Source organism: Mesorhizobium sp. M1403, from assembly GCF_040317695.1.
Lineage (GTDB): Bacteria > Pseudomonadota > Alphaproteobacteria > Rhizobiales > Rhizobiaceae > Mesorhizobium.
In genome coordinates this window covers 772189-789247 of the sequence record NZ_JAMYKY010000001.1, presented here as the reverse complement: position 1 = coordinate 789247, position 17059 = coordinate 772189, and the positions used below count along the sequence as shown (strand labels likewise).

Sequence of the window (17059 nt, the reverse complement as noted above, 5' to 3'; positions counted from 1 at the left end):
AGGGGCAACTTATCCATTAGGCTAGTTGCTCGGTGGTCGATTTTGACGACGCACGCACATATAGTTGTCTGCGATGACGAACCGGATATCCGCGACACGGTAGCGGAATATCTGGAGCATCATGGCTACGCCGTGACGCCGGCCAACGCGGGGCCTGCTCTGCGTGAACTTGTCGATAGCCAGCACGTCGATGTGGTCATATTGGATATCCGAATGCCAGGTGAGGATGGCCTCTCCCTGGCGCGATATCTACGAGAGCACTCAGACGTTGCCATTATCATGCTGACCGGATCGGCGGAAATCGTCGACCGTGTTGTCGGATTGGAGATTGGCGCCGACGACTATGTCGCGAAGCCGGTCGACCTGCGGGAGCTGCTGGCGCGGGTGAAGGCCGTGCTGCGCAGAACGTCGGCGAGCGAAAGGGCTACGGAGAAAGCGAGCACTCCGGGCCACCAGGTCCAGTTCGGCAAGTGCCGCTTCGACCCGGGCGCACACAAATTGTACAACGCCGAGGGGTTCGAGATAGCGATCACCCCGATGGAGTTCCGGCTTCTGAAAGTATTCAGCGAACATCGCGGACGAGTACTCAACCGCGATCAACTGCTCGAACTCGCCCATGACCGCGGATGGGATCCTTTCGATCGTAGCATCGACATTCGCGTTTCGCGCCTGCGGAAGAAAATCGAGGTCGATCCCTCCAAGCCGGAGGTGATCAGGACGATCCGCGGCATGGGTTACCTCTACTCTTGAGCGCGCCGCCGCCTGGGTGGACCAGCGCCTCAGCCCTTGCGGCTGACGTATTGCGACTTGGTGGTTCCAAGGGATAGCCCCGCTCAAACTCTGAGTTTCGGGATTCAGCTGCGTTGCGCTGAGCTTCCACTATCACGTTTGGGCGCTGAAAGGCGGGCGTGCAGGCCAAGCCTGCCTGCTCGACACCTGGGATCTGGGATTGGTACGCAGCCGCCACAATTAATAGGCCTGCGCCAGCGGGCTGGTGGTGGTGAGAGGATAGGAATGGCTACCGAGGTTTTCGAACAGCTCGACGCTTGTCGTATCGTCTCCAACCGCTGCCGCCGCCTTGGCTTGGCGGTGCGGAAGACCCGAGCCGTGGGCATTGGCGGCGGGAGCCGCCAGAAGGGCGGCCACGCTCGCACAGGCCAGTAGCGGGAGCGTAAATGAAAGCTTCATGATTTCAGCCCGCCTTGTCTTCTTGGCCGCGCTTCAAGCCGCGGACCACCAAGCCAATCTCGGACCGGCTGATCCCGATGTCCCTCAGGAGGGCATCGTCCATTGCCGAAAGGGCCCGTTCCGCCATACGGTGAACCCGGTAATTCCGAAAAGAGTCGTAAGCTGCTCGCATTCTCGACATTGCAACACTCCATGATTGGCGCCGCGGGATGCAGCGGTGCCATTGGATTTAAACCATCCCTGTTTCAGGCGTTTTTCCACACAGAACGCGATGTGTTTCGTTTGTTTCAGCGCCGAGAAGCGCTTCCCGTGCGGTGTCAATTTCGAGCTGCCAGAGTCGCGCGGGAAACCGCCTTGTTTCTTGGCGCTGGATGGTGAAACCGGCGTCAGAGATCAGCCACGCTGGCCCGCGCGTCAGATGGCAGCACTGGGAGCCACAATCCGACAAGACGCCGTTGCAGCGTGCTCGGGAGCGGAGTTTCTCCGCCGCCATGCTCCATGAACATCAGCCGCCCGCCGAGCTTCGGGACGCGGCGGACTCAGCCAGCGCGCCTCAGGGTGCGGGACGGTACAAGCGAGTAGATGACGGCATCGGCGATCGGATTAGCCAGAACGTCTAAGGCAGGTTGTAGCTGGAGGAAGGCATCTCCGGCGCCCGTCCTTTGAAGTCGATGATTTGTCTTCCAGGCAATCCGCCGAACTTCTGCTTCGGCAAAAATTCTGCGAATCAGTTCCGTGCTGTCAACCCGGAGGAATCAAGGCTCGCCGCTCAATCTGTCCACAAGAAGGTCCGGATCGGGTCAGCAACGATAGTTGAGCAAAGGACTACTGTCGGACATGAGCTCCGCCCACAAAGCTCCGGTCAGATCAGCCCGAGACCTCGGTTCCACCGAGTCGAATGTCCACTATCGATTTTTTTGGACGCCATAAGCTGTCGGTCTGCTAGCGTGAACAACCGGCCTTCGGAAGGACGGCAGCGATAGCGGCCGGTAACCGGCCTTCACGAGCAGTCCCTCGCCCCCGCGGCACACGTCCGATCGACGCCCTCCACGAAGGCCGGATTGGCGAGGTCATCGAAGCGGCGCGATCCTATGGCGAAGTCGGCGCGGCCTGAATGTCAGGCCGCCTTCAACGCAGCGGCTCGATACCGCCCATAGCCGAGCTTTACGAGCAGCCCTTCCTCGCACATCCGGGAGAGATAGCACCGTGGGATGCTGATGTCGGTGAAATCGCGGGTCCGCACTTCGCCGCGCTGCAGGCGGCTTCGTCCGTCAATGCAGCTAGAGACGCATGTCGACGAAGGGACGCCGGCGAAGCGTATGGTCCCGGCAAATGCAACAGCAGCATGGATCAGCGCCGTCGTGGCAAGGGCCGCCAGATGCGTCTCGCTGCCCATGACCCCCGTCGCCAGCCGCTTCGAGCTTTCGCACGGTGGGTTCACCGACGCTTGGCTGTCGGTTCCCGCCGCGACCGTGAATGCTGTCCCCGACCTGGACAGGCCGATATCCTTCAACTGATGTCGGATAGCACAGCGAGCGTGCACCCGCGCCGGTGCCCGGGGGCTCCGGTGAAATCCCTTCACCGGAATTCTCTTGGTTGAGCTTGAGTTGGAGACGCCGGTCACCGCGCGGCGCCATCGCGATTGCGCCGCGCGACATGCGCTGCTCCGGCCGCTACAGACGATCAAGATCGAGCAATGCTTCGTTGCCCAGCCAGGCCTTCTTGAACCCGGCTTCCGTCGCGGACACATCCTCGTTGCCGGCTGCAGCCTTGGCCTTGAGCAGACCCCAAAGCGCCCAGCCGTTACGCGGCGTTTCCGCAAGCGCCTTTTCGAACGCCGCGACGGCTTCATCGGCGCGACCCTGCTGCAGCAGCACGGCGCCGAGCGTCTGCCGGACGGGATAGTACCAGTAGGGCGGCTCCGTGTAGGAGAGGCTGTCCTGCAGGCGGATCGCCTCTGCGAGCTGCTGCTCGGCGGCGATGTAGTCGTGCCGCGCCTGGGCGATACGGGCCTGTACCACCTGTCTGGCAATGCCGAGCACGTCCCTGGCGGGCAGGAATTGTCCCTCCAGCCCGCTCAGATCGGCCCCGTCGATCAACCGACCGATGGCGTCGGCCTCGGCAGATGCCGCCTCGGGGTCACCCCGGAAGGCATGGGCGACGCCGCGGGCGTAATGCCAATAGCCTTTCACGAAGGGGAAACGGTCGCCGGGGTCGGCCAGCGCGAGGATCGTGTCCGGGTCGCTAAACTGGGCATGGGCGCTGAAGGCAGCCGTCTTGATCGCCTGCACCCAGGCCAGTTCCTGCGAGACTTCGTCGGAGGTGATTTCCGCCAGCTTTTCCGCCGCGCCGATCACATCCTCCTTCACGCCGGCCATCTGGGCAGAAACCATGAGGAAGTGAACGTTATGCGGATAATAGCCGAAGCGGTAGAGCGGGCTCGCCGCGTCGCCGGCCTGCGCGAGGAAGGCCTCATCCGCCGCGATGGCGTCATGGTTGACGGCGATGGAGTCGCCGTGGCGTCCGATCCGCATATAGAGGTGTGCCGGCATATGCGTGAGGTGCCCCGCCGCCGGTGCCGCGCCGCGCAGGCGGTCAGCGACGGCCTCCGCCCGGCCCGGATCGGCCGAGGCCTCGACGGCATGGATGTATAGGTGCGCCGCTCCGAGATGGTCCGGATCCAGCTCGAGCGCACGCTCCAGCGCCGCGACAATCTCGCCGCCGCGGCCCTTGGGCGTCACCCTGTCGGCCTCCCAATAGTCCCAGGGCTGCAGGTTCATCAGCGCCTCGGCATAGAGCACCAGCACGTCCGCGTCGTCGGGATGGGCCGTGGCCACCTCGCCCAACGCCCCGGCCCAGGCTTGATCCAGCGGCAGTCGGCTCGCCGTCAGACTCGTGCCGTAGCGCCTGGAAAGGGCCTCGATCAGCGCCCTCTCCTTAGGGGTGGCCTTCTCCTTGAGCGCCAAGGCGCGATCGATTGCCTGGCGCGCAGGGGCCACTGCCTCGTCGCGCATGGCGTCGTTGATGTTGGGGCCTAGTGCAAATGCTTCGCCCCAGAAACACATGGGGCAATTCGGGTCCAGTCTCTGGGCCTCCTGGAAGGAACGCCGGGCCTCGGCGTGGTTAAAGCCCCATGTCAGCCGGAGGCCCTGATCGAAGTAACTCTGCGCATCGATGCTATGCGTGGTGACGGGCATGGTCATGTCGCCCAGACCTTCATAGAGCGGCGGCCGAACGCTCGCGGTGCGGCTCTCGGCGTTCCCGGCGTAGGCGACGCCTGGCCTGTAGAGTTCGGTTTTCGGCGGCGAGGCCTCGTGCGCCGAAGCTGCGACAGCGAAGACGGAGGCGGTCAGTATCAGTCCCCCGGCGATGGCGTACAGGGAAGTGTTCGATTTGAATTTCATTGTTCTGGTCCTTTTGAATGAAGTCCCGCTCGCGGAAGCATGCCGATGGCGGGTCGTTGACATTGAAGGGTGGCTTCGCTCAGGCGAGGCTGGCGGCGAATTCGGCTACGTTCCGAGCGAAACGGGCAGGCTCTTCCCAGTGGAGCGCATGGCCGGCGCCCGCCGCGGCGGTTCTGACAAATTTCATGGCATTTTCCTTTCGTTTCGACTTGCTTTGATGGCAGGGACGGGAAGGCCCGGACCGCCTCGTGTCCGTGCCGTGGGCTGCGTTCTCCGTTCGGGGAACCGAGTCTGTTGATCGACGGATGCTTGCCTGACGGCGCCCGTCCGCCTCGCCCGGCTAGAATGCCCCGGGAAATCTTCCCGGATGCGCTATAGTCTGGGGATCGCGGGCGGCTCCTGGACGCCGAAGGCCCACGTCCCTCAGGAGATGGTCGTTAAGGTCGAAGAGCGCGTCGCGCAGGTCGCGTTCGGCGCGATGACGCCTGCGCATGGCCCGCCAGCGTCCGAAGAGGGGTTGCAGGAACATAGACATCGCTCAGGCCGCCTTCTGTTCAGGCACCGGGTTCTCGCGGGCACGACGCAGGAAGGACTTGTTGACCGGGCTGTGGGGCTTCAACGCCAGGCGCTCGCTGGCGAGTGCTTCAGCCATGCCGGTGAGGCCGCCCCGTATCGTCGCTTCGGTCAGGGTCCAGTCGATGATGTCGCGCTGGGCGTGGCTGCCGCCAAAGGAATTGGCGATGGAACGTGCGCTATGGAGGAACCCCGCCGCCGCTTCATAGTCGCCGCGCCAGAATGCCGAGAAACCTTCGACCAGCGGCAGGGCGGTTTTGCGGCCCCATTCGCCGATTTCCGCCACACCGCCTGCCGTGCGGAAGCCCGAGGCGATCCGCTCGACCTCCCTTGTGCGGCCAGCGCCGAGATAGGCCATCACAGCGTGCCAGTCGTTGAACGGATAGGTGCGACCGTCGGCATGGCTGTCCCAGGCTGCCGCCAGTTCCTGCCAGCGGTCACCGACGTCGTGGCCCGACAGATAAAGCCGCCACAGCAGCGCCGAGGCGTCGATCATGTCGAGCGCGACCATGCTGCGGTCCTGCCGGATCGGTCGTCGTAGAGCGCGAGAACTTCATCAGCCTGGCCAAGATCGAGATGGCAGAGCGAACGGTGCCACCAGTTGTGGACCCGGAAGAAATTGTCGTCGCCCGACCAGTGCGGCTCCCGCGCGATCATCCAGCCGATGCCGTCTTCGGCACGGCCTTGCATCTCCATGACATGTGCGACGGCATGATGAGCCCAGCAGTCGAGCGGCTGAAGGTCGAGTGCGCGGCGACCGGCCTCTTCGGCCCGGCCGAAGTCACCGGTCTCCTCGAGACCGAACGCATGCATCCCGAGCAGGATCGAATAGCCGGGCGTTTCCGCCGACCATTTCGGCAGCACGCGCGCGATCCGGTCGCGCAAGCCGCGCGAACTGGCGCGGTAAAAATCCATCAGGTGACCCGACTGTAACGCCACGATGTCACGCGGGTGGTCGGCATTGTGCCGGTCGAGCGCGATTGCTGCGGAGGTCCACTCGCCCTTGAGGAGAATGTCGAGCGCCGCGACGTGAGACGCCTCGCGGTCCGAGAGCAGCATGGTCTTCGCCTTGCCGAGGATCGCTTTCGCCTCATTGGTTGCCTCCGGCTCGGTCGCGAGGCCGAAGAGATGCGCCTTCATGATGTGCGCCATGGCAAAATCGGGCGCGGTCTCGATCGCGCTGTCAAGCAAACCAACCGGATCGCCGCGATAGGTATTAAAGGCTTCGACGGCCTGACAGAAGAATTCGGCTGCCTCCGAGCTCGCGCCGGAGAGCGCGTTTCCTTGTGAATCGGTGATCATTTCGGGTCTCCTTGTAAATGGTTCGACGCCAGGACGAATGCAGCGAGCTTGCGCCAGCATCTGTCCGGAGGCCGGCTCTGTTGTTCGCTGTCAGATCGTGCCCTTGGGACATCGGGCGGGAAAATAGTCGTGGCGCGGCGCGCGCGAGAGAGGCAGAATAGCCGGAACCATGCGAGATGGGCCAAGCCGGAGGACAATCGGTGCCGAAGCGCGTTAGCATCGTTGTCTTTCGGGAATGCGATCCCTCGATCATCTACGGCGTCTTCGACACGCTCTGGGCGGCGGGGAGGTTTTCCAAGCTTCCGCCCGGCGAGCCGCTCTTCGAGCCGCGCATTGTCGCGGCCGAGCACGGACCGCTCGAGCTAATCACCGGTGTGAGCATTATTCCGCAGGACTCGATCGACGACATCGAGCAGACGGATATCGTCTTCGTGCCAAACCCGGTGGTGTTCACGCCCGAGGAGCTTCACGCCCTCGATCGCCGGATCATCGATTGGGTCGCGAAGATGCACGAAAAGGGCGCTTTAATTTGTTCCGCCTGTGGCGGCTCTCTCGTCCTGGCCGCGGCCGGGCTGCTCTCCGGCCGCGAGACGACGACGCATTGGAGCCATGTACCAGTGTTCCGCCAGGAGTTCCCTGAAGTGCTGCTGCACGAGGACCGCATCCTGGTTCAGACCGGCGACGGCCACAACATCATCTCCTGCGGCGGCGCTTCGTCCTGGCAGGACCTCGCACTCCTCCTCATCGCCCGCTACGGCAGCGGCGAGGAAGCGATCCGCATTTCCAGGTTCTTCCTCTATCAGTGGCACCGCGACGGACAGCTCCCCTACGCGTCCATGGCCGTCAATGTCATCCATGCCGACGCACTCGTTCTCAAGTGCCAACACTGGCTTGCGGAGAATTACGAGTGCACGGATGTCGTCACCGAGGTGGCGCGCGTTTCGGGCTTGCCCAAGCGCACGTTCGACCGCCGGTTCAAGGCGGCCACCGGTTACTCGCCGCTTACCTATGTCCAGGCGCTGCGCATCGAGGAGGCGAAGCAGATGCTCGAGACCGGCTCCGCCCCCGTGGATGCGATCGGTCGCGAGGTGGGCTACGAGGACGCCTCCTCGTTCAGTCGCCTGTTCCGGCGCCTGACAGGCATCTCGCCCGGTGACTACCGCCGTCGGTTCAGAATTCCCGACTATATTCGGTCGAGTTCGCAGGATGCGCGACCTGGAGGTCGAATGTTGAAGGGATCAGCGGCGGGCTGATCGCACAGGTGTTCCCCGTTCTTTGCCGTACATAAACTGCGCTACCTACGCCCGCATACCGCGGACGATCTGACGCTCACGAGCAGGTCCGGACTAAGTCAGGAAAGCCAGTTGCGTTGGATTCAGCTCTGGGGAAGCCGGACAACGTGAACAGGGCTAACTTATAGACGCGGACAAAACGGGGAGCACGTCACCTACAAATTTGGTGAGGCCGCTACTTAACTATTTCGCCGTGCTACAATCAGCTTCCTTTGATTTCCAGGGGGTCCTGCGACTATCGGCGAATCTACGCGACATGGATGCGATATGGCCTATGAACTCCCAGAGCTGCTTGACGAGCCTCGAAACGTTTTGGCGCCTTCTGGCCCAAGCGGACGTGAAGAGGTAGGCGCACCCCAGCCTGCCATTTGGATGGCCAACTTAAGAGCCAAGTCGTCATCAAACGCTCTCCGGGCTGTACATATCGAATGGAAACGTGATCCTAAATACCCCGTTATCGGGACCTGCGTTCTTCGCTTTCACCAGAGTTGCAATAGTCTCTGATGCAAAACGCTCTATGGGGTGTGACAGGATCAGCGAAATCGTACCGTCTATCAAAGCAGCCCGCGTATCTTCAAAGAGTTCATAGCCTACGGTAACGAAGTCTTCCCGTTTTGGAGTAGCCCTGAGTGCGGCTATCGCACCTGTAACACCACCCCCTGAGATGAATAGTCCGCACATATCCGGATGGTCTGTCAGCAGCTTTTCGACATGTTCCCGGGCAACCACGGCTGACTCGTAAGTTGGCAACGGTTCGAGCAGCGTGAATCCCGAATTATGTTCACGGAAGTAAGAACGAAACCCGCTTTCGTTCATTTCCTGGTTTCGCAATCGGTGGCTGCCCAGAAGAATGCCTATTTTCCCCGGCTGTCTCACCATGCGGTCAAACGCCCAGGCAGCGGTGCGTCCTACTTTCCAATTATCGAGCCCCACAAAGCTGATGCCTCCCTTGGCCGTGAGGGGGCCGATAAGTGAAACGACCGGCACGCCGCTTTCAAGAACTGCGTCAATCGCGTCAGCAACGGCAGGATGCTGCGGCGCTACAATCGCAAGTGCTTCGCACCGCCCGCCGAGCGACTGAATATGTGCCGCGACTTTCTCCGGCGTGAGGTCTTCCATGTACTCGACCGTTAGATCGATATTGCAGGCAGGATAAGCTTCCGCAGCTTGCGCAATTGAATCGCCGAGTAGGCGATAGAAGCGTCTCTCCCGTCGCTGCAGCAAAACGCCGACACGGTGGATCACCTCTTTTGCCTTCGCCGCCTGCTTGATGGTGCCAAGTCCGTAGAAGCCGATTTCCTCAGCGGCTGCCAAAACGCGTGTGCGCGTATTGCTCCGGACCGATTCAGGCTCGGACAGTACACGATTGACCGTTGACACGGATACACTTGCAGCTTTTGCCAAGTCTGGAATGGTTGGTCTCTTCATGTCAAAAATTCCATTACTCTGGTTTCGGCATCTCAAAAAATATCATTCATACAAATTTTCGAACTGATTTGAGACGAATTTCTGAAGCGATAGTAATCCAGATTGACCTGAAAGATGTCAACGTAGCATTCATTACGCGTTGACAGTGCTCAGCGATCTAGGAGCCGTCAGCGCTTTGGGGGAGGCCCAGCGCACAATTCGGACGAGGAGACTCAACGTCGTTGTGTTGAGATCGCGGACCTGCGCGTGCCTACCGGGACCGGCCGCACGGCCAAAAGGCAAAAAAGTATGTCGAGCCGCAGCCATGCGGCTTTAACCTGAGGAGGAATTTCGACATGTCGTTCACCAAGAAAATCGCCACCGCAGCCATGGCATTCATGCTGGCATCCAGCGCTCATGCGGGTGACACGGATATCGCCGTCATCGTGGGTTCGGCCCAAGATGGCTTCTGGAACATGGTCAAGAAGGGCGTCGATGATGCTTCGCTGATGGTCAAGGCTAATGGCGGCACCGTCAATTTCATGCAGACCCAAAACTATGACAACTTCGGCCCGGACCTCGCTTCGCTAATCGAACAGGCTGTAGCCCAGGGTGCTAAAGGTATTGCTATCCCGAACTGGCTGCCAGAATCCGAAACCCCTGCCCTCAAGGCTGCGCGGGACAAGGGCGTGGTGATCATCTCCTTCAACGCTGGCCAGAGTGAGATGGATAATTACGGCTCGCTAAACTATTTCGGGTCGGACGAATATCTGGCAGGTATTGAGGGTGGCAAGTATCTCGCTTCTCATGGCGCAAAGAAAATCCTCTGCCACATCCAGAACCCAGGTGCCGTAAATCTCGAGACCCGCTGCAAGGGCGTTCAAGACGGTGCGAAGAAGGCTGGCGCAGACACCTTCATCCTCCGTGTTCCTGCTAACCTTGACCAGGACATGAATGGTACCTCTGAAGCAATCAAATCCGAGCTGATCGCCGATCCGTCCATTGACGCCGTCATCACGCTCGCTGCATGGGCTGCAGATGCTGCCGCTAGCTCCATCGATCAGCAGAGCAAGACCGGCAAGATTCAGCTTGGCACCTTCGATATGTCCGCCTCGGTTCTGGATCGCATTTCGAAGGGCACCCAGACCTTCGCAATCGACCAGCAGCCTTATCTGCAGGGGTTCCTCGCAACCTCCATGCTGTTTGCAAACCTGAAGTTCGGCACTGCGATTGCAACGAAGCCGGTTCTGACTGGTCCGGCGATTGTCGACAAGACCAATGTTGCTTCGGCAATCGAAGGCGTCAAACTCGGCGCACGTTGAGGCTGGCCCGAGGCTGAGACCTGGCCGCTAACCTGGCCGGGTCCCATCCATGCACCCTCTATGCAACTTCGTCTGCGGTAACTGAGGATTTTGGTTCCATGACCGCCACAAACCTAAGAACCAACACCGTTGAAACACCCGCCATCGAGAGTGAATCGGCCATTTCATCCGTTAAGGCCTTTTTCCGCACCCCTGCCGCTGGTGCTTTCATGGGTTTCGTGGCTGTATTCATCCTTTTTGCGATGTTCGGATATAGCCGCAACTTTTTGTCCGTAGCTGGTGTAACTACGTGGGTGAACTTCGCGTCACTCATAGGAATGATTGCAATTCCGGTCGGGTTCCTGATGATTGCCGGTGAGCTCGACATTTCAACCGGTGCTGTACTTCCCGCGTCCACGATGACAGTTGCGATTGTCTGCGAGCACTATCAGATGCCTGTGCTTGTCGGTGTAGCTGCAGCGCTTGCCATCGGTGCACTGATCGGCTTCATCAATGGATACATCGTAACTCACACGCGCGTGCCGTCGTTCATCGTGACATTGGCGACGCTCTTTGCAGTGGCAGGCATCACGCTCTACCTGTCGATCTTCTTCATCAACAACACCAATTCCTTCTATCACGCGCCAGATTGGGCAAAATCGCTCTTCGGCGGGAAGGTGTATGGCTTCAATTCTTCCGTCTTCTGGTGGGGTGGGCTTATCGCAGCATTCGTCTTCTTTCTGCATTACTCTCCCAAGGGAAGCTGGGTCTTCGCTCTTGGTGGAGACCAAGAAAGCGCGAGAAACGCAGGTATTCCTGTAACCAGGATGAAGATTGCACTCTTCATGCTGTGTTCCACATCGGCGGCCTTTGCTGGTGTCCTTCAGGTGATGACATTCAGCTCCGCAACGTCTCAGGCCAATTTTGGCCTAATCTTCAACACCATTATCGCCGTGGTCGTAGGTGGCGTTCTCCTCACGGGTGGTTTTGGTACTGTAATGGGCATTGTTTTCGGGGTGCTCACCCTTTCGATTGTTACCCAAGCTATTGGTTTCACAGAGATCGACAGAAACCTGTCCTTCCTAATTATCGGTGTCATGCTTTTGATCGCTGTCCTGCTCAACGACACGTTTCGTCATTTGGCCACCAGCTGGTCGACGTTCAAGAAGAAATGAGGAGAGCGACAATGTCCGATAAGAAACCCGTTCTCGAATTTCGAAACGTCGACAAATCGTTTGGCCATATTGATGTTCTGAACGATATCAGCCTCAAGGTCGGTGAAGGTGAAGTGCTCTGCCTGCTTGGCGACAACGGCGCGGGTAAGTCGACGCTCATCAAAACGCTGTCTGGTGTCTATCAGCCGACGCGTGGCGAAATTCTGATGGATGGTCAGCCCGCACTTTTCTCCAGTCCCCGTGAGGCTCAGGAACGCGGGATAGCTACGGTTCACCAATTCGGTGGGACATATCCTTTGATGTCCATAGGACGTAACTTTTTCATGGGTTCGGAGCCGACAAAGGGTTGGGGACCGTTCAAATATTTCGACCGCAAAACCGCCACCCGAGTGGCAGTTGCAGAGGTTCAGAAAATGGGGATCACACGCATCACCGACGGGGACCGCTTGGTCGGTGGCCTTTCCGGAGGGGAACGCCAGTCGCTCGCGATTGCCCGTGCTGTCTATTTCGGAGCCCGTGTTCTCATCCTTGACGAGCCGACGGCAGCCCTCGGCGTCAAGCAGGCTGCTCACGTACTGCGTATCATCAATGAAGCCAAGCGTCGTGGCCTCGCGGTCATTTTCATCACCCATCAGGTGATGCATGCCATGGCAGTGGGCGATCACTTCGCAGTGCTCATTCGTGGTGCAATTGCGGCTGACTTCCGCAAGGGGGAAAAGACACGCGAGCAGATCGCTGATCTGATGGCCGGTGGTGAATCCATGGCCAGTCTCGAAGCCTCAATTGAAGGATATATGGAGACCCATGACGGTCTTCCGCCACCGCCCGCTCACTGACTGAATATTGGCATAGCAGCCAAGTAGTGGAATTTGTTGAATGGAAGCGGTTGAGCTCTTGTGCCAACCGAATGGAAGGAGTTTGTCCAATGGTGCGTGTAGCAGTCATTGGTGCAGGGCTGATGGGCGCTGACCACGCCAAGATCGTCGTGGAGGAAATGCCGGGCGCGACCCTTCAGGTGGTCTGCGACATGGATAAAGTCCGCGCTCGCAAGGTGGCCGATGCCCATGGTGCGGCAGACGTTGCAAGTAATCCGGAAGCCGTGATTGCCCGTGCCGATGTGGATGCGGTGATCGTCGCGAGCCCGGACTTCACTCATGCGCCGCTGTCACTCGCCTGCATCAACGCGGGCAAGAAGGTGCTCTGCGAAAAGCCCCTATCGCAGTCCTCGGCCGAATGCCTCTCGATCATGCAGGCCGAACAGGAAGTTGGTCAAAAGTTCGTCCAGCTCGGCTTCATGCGGCGCTACGACCAGTCCTATGTCGAGATGAAAGAGGCAATTGAAAATGGCACGCTTGGCCGAGTCCTGATGATGCACAACTTCCACCGCAATGTGGAAACGCCAGCCTCCGACTTCACCGGTGCCATGGCAATCACCAATTCCGCCCCGCATGAGTTCGACGTCGTGCGCCATGTACTTGGCACCGAATATGCCTGGATCTCTGCCTTCCAGCCGAAGCGCTCTGATCGACGCGTCGCGCCCGTCTTCATGGTCCTCGAAACCGTCGATGGCCAGCTCGTCAACATCGAGATCAACAACAACGCTGCGTACGGCTACGACATTCGTGCCGAACTCGTGGGCGAGCAGGCGAGCATTTCCATGAGCCATGTCGCTTATACCCATCTCGAACGCTCGCTTGGCGTCCACACCGGCTACGATGCCGATTGGCGCACCCGCTATTTCGATGCCTATCGCCGCCAGAACCGCGCCTTCCTACGCTTCGTCGACACAGACGTGTTTCCCGAGATCGCATCAAGCTGCTGGGATGGCTATGCCGCAGCAGTTGCCGCCGAGGCAGGCGTAACGGCACTCGCTTCCGGGCAGAAGCAGCTCGTCACCATGATTTCCAAGCCGGAGTTCTACGCATGAAACTGGGTTTTGTATCTGACAGCCTCGGCGGCATGCCGCTCGACGACCTTCTCGACAACGCTGCACGCATGGGCGTCTCCGGTATTGAGGTCAACACCTGCGGCTGGTCTACCGCACCGCATTTCGATCTCAAATCCATGCTGGGAAACACGGTCGCGCAGAAGGACTTCCTCAAGGGCTTTTCAGATCGTGGGCTTGATGTGATCAGCCTCAATGCCAATGGCAATCCGCTTCACCCGACCGATCCGGCTCAGGGCGAAGGTCTGAAGAACACCATCCGGGTCGCAGGCGAGATGGGCATCAAGACGGTCTGCACCATGTCTGGCCTGCCTGCGGGCAATCCGTCCGATACCATGCCAAACTGGGTCGTCTCTTCCTGGCCGCCGGAAACGCAGGCGATCCTCAAATACCAGTGGGAAGAAAAACTCTTCCCGTTCTGGACCGAGATCGTGGCGCTGGCAAATGAATGCGGTGTGGAAAAGATTGCGCTCGAACTGCATGGCAACCAGTGCGTCTACAACGTGCCGTCGCTCCTGAAACTCCGTCAAGAAGTCGGCCCTATCGTTGGCGCGAACCTCGATCCCTCGCACCTCTTCTGGATGGGAGCCGATCCGCTGATCGCGGCGGAAGCGCTGGGCAATGCAGTCTATCACGTCCATGCCAAGGATGCCTTCCTCAACGCCCCGAAGCAGGCGGTGGCAAGCCTCCTCGAAAACGGCAGTCTTACCGACATTTCGGCCCGCTCCTGGTCTTATATCACGCTCGGCTTCGGCCATGGTGAGGAGTGGTGGCGACAGTTTTGCTATCGCCTGAAGATGGCAGGCTATGACGGATGGCTTTCCATCGAGCATGAAGATGTACTTCTCAACTCACTTGAGGGTCTCGAAAAATCCGTGGTCCTGCTCAAGGGCGTCATGCCGGTCGCTGCGGCCGATTTCAAGTTGCAGGATATCTGATATGAGCTTTCAACTGGCAGCCTGTGCGGAAATGCTTTGGCAGGATAAGCCGATCCACTGGCGAGCGTCGCGCTTGCATGAAATGGGTTTTGGCGTCGGCCTCTGGAATTGGCCCGCTTGGGACCTCGATGCGCTGGAAAAGACCGGTGCGACCTTTACCATCATGAACGGCTATCTGGAGGGGCGACTGGCCGATGCGGAGGGTTCCGACATGCTCCTCAAGTCTGCTCGCGAGACTGCAAAGGTGGGCAAGCGCCTTGGCGTTCATCGGCTTAACCTTCACGGTACAGGTCTAGGCGATCAGGGGCTTCCCATCCAGCAAATGGCGCATGTGGCACCGGGCATGTGGCTGAAAGCCCGCGACACTCTTCATCGTATCTGCGATCTGGCGGAGGAGGAAGGCCTAACCTTCACGTTGGAAAACCTGAACCTCCGCGAACATCCAGGCTGCCCGTTCAATTCGACGTCAGATGTGCTTTCGCTGGTCGCCGCTGTCGACAGACCTCAACTGAGGATCAACCTCGATCTCTATCATACCCAGATTGGTGAAGGGGACGTGATCCGTCATGCAGAAGCGTGCCTTCCATGGATCGGAGAAATCCAGGTCGCCGACAATCCGGGGCGATGTGAACCTGGCACGGGTGAAATGAACTGGGCGATGATTGCAAGAGCCTTGAACGCCATTGGGTATGGGGGGCCTGTGGGGATGGAAGCCTTTGCGAAAGGCAACCCGGAAGATGCCCTAGAGGCATTCCGTAATGCGTTCACGATTTGAAACAGCAAGGAAATTGATATGCTGAAACTAGGTCTCCTCGGGGCAGGCCGCATCGCAGGCGTCCACGCAACGGCCATCTCCACGAATCCGGGCAGCCAGCTGATTGCAGTCTCCGACATCAATCAAGCCGCCGCTGAAAAGATTGCGGGCCAATATGGGGCGGAAGCCCGTTCCACAGATGCGATCCTCAATGATCCCTCGATCAAATGCCGTGCTGATCTCCACCTCAACAGACACGCATTCTGATCTGGTAGAGCGCGCTACTCCAGCAGGGAAGGCTGTCCCTTGCGAAAAGCCGGTCGATCTCAGCCTTGCCAGGGCTCAGGCTTGCCAGAAAGTGGCCGCCGCTAACGGCAAGCCGGTGATGGGCACCAGCACAACAAGCACCCGGCGCCGTTGGCGGGATCGACCTGCGCGCCACGCCATTGATCTTATTATGTTTCGAAGCGGGCCAGCGAGTGGCATCCTGCTTCATTCCGTTGCGCCAGACGAGCTTCACTCAGCAAGAAATTGGTAGGCCCGGAGGATGTTTGGAAAAGAAGCTAAATCAAGCAGTTAGGAACTAGTGGGACAGCAAAGCACACAAATCTGCTCCAATGTTTTTCGATGTTCTTGTCCCACCTACAACGCTGCATTTCGCCCGATGAACGCCTCACTCGCCCTATCTCGCGAAGAAGGATCGTGACGGTGTTTCAGTCTCTCATTGGAAAGTCGCGGTAGCACCATTAACGACGTTCTTCGACGAGCAAGGAGCGTCTCGATTGGGGCCGGTAGCGGATGGTCTTATTCGGATACGAGAGGATAAAAAGCTGCAATACCGCCGCGATCACGCCATCGCGAAACGACGTCGCCGGCCGTTGCCATTAGGTAGATGGCGAGGGTCACCACCTGGCCGTCCCCGCCGGATCGGAAGAACAGCGATCGGGTCGTCCGATTACCCTACGTTCCTGAGCTGGAATCCTTTTGTAGGCACGCGGTTGCTGGTTCGGTCGGTCTCAGGTTCTTCACCACCGGAATCGACCACTCTGTGCCGGTGCGATGTACACGTTCATCCTAACACATGATGCTGGCCGGGAACCATTTCAGCCGGACCGCCCGGTCCCTCGCTGATCCGAGCGCCCGGATAACGGCGTCGCGTTCCACCGTGCCAGCCTCTTTGACGGCAGCTTCCCACATCTTGATTGCCCTGTAGGTGGCCGGTGCGGCCACTTCCCGCCGTTGACATGGCGCTGCCCGGGAACGGTCGCTGTAACGCCGCAAGAGCTCGCGCCCAAAGGTGCTTCAGCGATTGAGCACAATGTAGATAGGTATATATATATATATAATCTGTTTCATTGCCGAGGTTCTATGAGCGAGCAAAATCGCTATTCCTGGCGAGAGCGCATGACGATCCTCGGCGATGTCGAGGCGGCATCCTTCCTTCCGTGGATCGAGCGTCACGCCGCCAAGCTCGGGCTCGCGCAGGCAATATGCGTTGCCGGTCCCGACCGCATCGAACTCGACATTGCCGGTCCGGCCGAGCTCATCGACATGATGGAGATGGGGTGCTCTCTTGGACCAATCGATGTCTGGGTCGAAGCCATCCGCCGGGCGCCGATCGAGAGCGAATCGGCCTAGTTTCCGGCCTGCGGCCTCTGCCCGCCAAAGGCACCATGCACCTTTTTTGGGCATTGTTGCCAGTGAGGAAATGTTGTGCAAACGTAACCCGGTCTATTAGCATATCCTTGACCGCGAAGCTGCGCTCGGGAAGATGCTGGTG

At 59.4% G+C, this 17059-nt stretch carries 18 protein-coding genes; 11 read left to right on the top strand and 7 right to left on the bottom strand.

Annotation, left to right across the window (positions count from 1 at the left end; translation table 11 throughout):
* Positions 1–42: 42 nt before the first annotated feature.
* On the top strand, positions 43–750 hold the full coding sequence (locus NKH01_RS03930; RefSeq protein WP_353019060.1) for a response regulator: 708 nt from the start codon (positions 43–45) through the stop codon (positions 748–750).
* A 219-nt stretch (positions 751–969) separates the two neighbouring features.
* Here the strand turns inward: NKH01_RS03930 and NKH01_RS03925 are convergent, their stop codons facing one another.
* From NKH01_RS03925 to NKH01_RS03900, 6 genes are all read right to left on the bottom strand, one after another.
* Positions 970–1188 (bottom strand): hypothetical protein, encoded by a 219-nt coding sequence (locus NKH01_RS03925; RefSeq protein WP_353019059.1) that lies wholly within the window; start codon positions 1186–1188, stop codon positions 970–972.
* A 4-nt stretch (positions 1189–1192) separates the two neighbouring features.
* Positions 1193–1360 carry a DUF1127 domain-containing protein gene (locus tag NKH01_RS03920; RefSeq protein WP_502905926.1) on the bottom strand — a complete coding sequence of 56 codons (168 nt, stop codon included), beginning with the start codon at positions 1358–1360 and terminating at the stop codon, positions 1193–1195.
* Between the two features lie 945 nt (positions 1361–2305).
* Complete coding sequence (locus NKH01_RS03915) at positions 2306–2584, bottom strand: type IV toxin-antitoxin system AbiEi family antitoxin domain-containing protein (RefSeq protein WP_353019057.1); 279 nt, start codon at positions 2582–2584, stop codon at positions 2306–2308.
* 277 nt (positions 2585–2861) lie between these two features.
* The gene (locus tag NKH01_RS03910) at positions 2862–4592 is read right to left on the bottom strand and encodes a tetratricopeptide repeat protein (RefSeq protein WP_353019055.1); all 1731 of its coding nucleotides are present in this window, start codon (positions 4590–4592) and stop codon (positions 2862–2864) included.
* 538 nt (positions 4593–5130) lie between these two features.
* Entirely contained in the window at positions 5131–5676 is a 546-nt protein-coding gene (locus NKH01_RS03905; protein WP_353019053.1) for a tetratricopeptide repeat protein, read from the bottom strand.
* Positions 5658–6467, bottom strand: coding sequence for a tetratricopeptide repeat protein (locus NKH01_RS03900; RefSeq protein WP_353019051.1), 810 nt, complete (start codon positions 6465–6467; stop codon positions 5658–5660). Before NKH01_RS03900 ends, NKH01_RS03905 begins: the two co-directional genes overlap by 19 nt.
* 200 nt (positions 6468–6667) lie before the next feature.
* Here NKH01_RS03900 and NKH01_RS03895 point away from each other — a divergent pair, with 200 nt between their 5' ends.
* A complete protein-coding gene (locus NKH01_RS03895) occupies positions 6668–7720 on the top strand; it encodes a GlxA family transcriptional regulator (RefSeq protein ID WP_353019049.1) in 1053 nt (350 codons plus the stop codon).
* A 438-nt stretch (positions 7721–8158) separates the two neighbouring features.
* Here NKH01_RS03895 and NKH01_RS03890 read toward each other — a convergent pair whose 3' ends face one another.
* Positions 8159–9187, bottom strand: coding sequence for a LacI family DNA-binding transcriptional regulator (locus NKH01_RS03890; RefSeq protein WP_353019047.1), 1029 nt, complete (start codon positions 9185–9187; stop codon positions 8159–8161).
* A gap of 335 nt (positions 9188–9522) precedes the next feature.
* Between NKH01_RS03890 and NKH01_RS03885 the strand changes: the two genes are divergently transcribed.
* The 9 genes from NKH01_RS03885 (at position 9523) to NKH01_RS03840 (ending at position 16917) form a co-directional block, all read left to right on the top strand.
* Positions 9523–10488 (top strand): substrate-binding domain-containing protein, encoded by a 966-nt coding sequence (locus tag NKH01_RS03885; protein ID WP_353019045.1) that lies wholly within the window; start codon positions 9523–9525, stop codon positions 10486–10488.
* 98 nt (positions 10489–10586) lie between these two features.
* Positions 10587–11642: an ABC transporter permease gene (locus NKH01_RS03880; protein WP_353019043.1), complete on the top strand. Its 1056-nt coding sequence runs from the start codon at positions 10587–10589 to the stop codon at positions 11640–11642.
* Positions 11643–11653: 11 nt separating this feature from the next.
* Positions 11654–12478 (top strand): ATP-binding cassette domain-containing protein, encoded by an 825-nt coding sequence (locus NKH01_RS03875; protein ID WP_353019042.1) that lies wholly within the window; start codon positions 11654–11656, stop codon positions 12476–12478.
* An 89-nt stretch (positions 12479–12567) separates the two neighbouring features.
* On the top strand, positions 12568–13569 hold the full coding sequence (locus tag NKH01_RS03870; RefSeq protein WP_353019040.1) for a Gfo/Idh/MocA family protein: 1002 nt from the start codon (positions 12568–12570) through the stop codon (positions 13567–13569).
* Positions 13566–14525: a sugar phosphate isomerase/epimerase family protein gene (locus NKH01_RS03865; protein ID WP_353019038.1), complete on the top strand. Its 960-nt coding sequence runs from the start codon at positions 13566–13568 to the stop codon at positions 14523–14525. Before NKH01_RS03870 ends, NKH01_RS03865 begins: the two co-directional genes overlap by 4 nt.
* A 1-nt stretch (position 14526) precedes the next feature.
* Positions 14527–15300, top strand: a complete 774-nt coding sequence (locus NKH01_RS03860) for a TIM barrel protein (RefSeq protein WP_353019036.1) — start codon at positions 14527–14529, stop codon at positions 15298–15300.
* Between the two features lie 18 nt (positions 15301–15318).
* A complete protein-coding gene (locus tag NKH01_RS03855; RefSeq protein WP_353019034.1) occupies positions 15319–15546 on the top strand; it encodes a Gfo/Idh/MocA family oxidoreductase in 228 nt (75 codons plus the stop codon).
* A complete protein-coding gene (locus NKH01_RS03850; RefSeq protein WP_353019032.1) occupies positions 15455–15817 on the top strand; it encodes a Gfo/Idh/MocA family oxidoreductase in 363 nt (120 codons plus the stop codon). Before NKH01_RS03855 ends, NKH01_RS03850 begins: the two co-directional genes overlap by 92 nt.
* 830 nt (positions 15818–16647) lie before the next feature.
* Positions 16648–16917, top strand: a complete 270-nt coding sequence (locus NKH01_RS03840; protein WP_353019029.1) for an acylphosphatase — start codon at positions 16648–16650, stop codon at positions 16915–16917.
* Positions 16918–17059 lie beyond the last annotated feature (142 nt).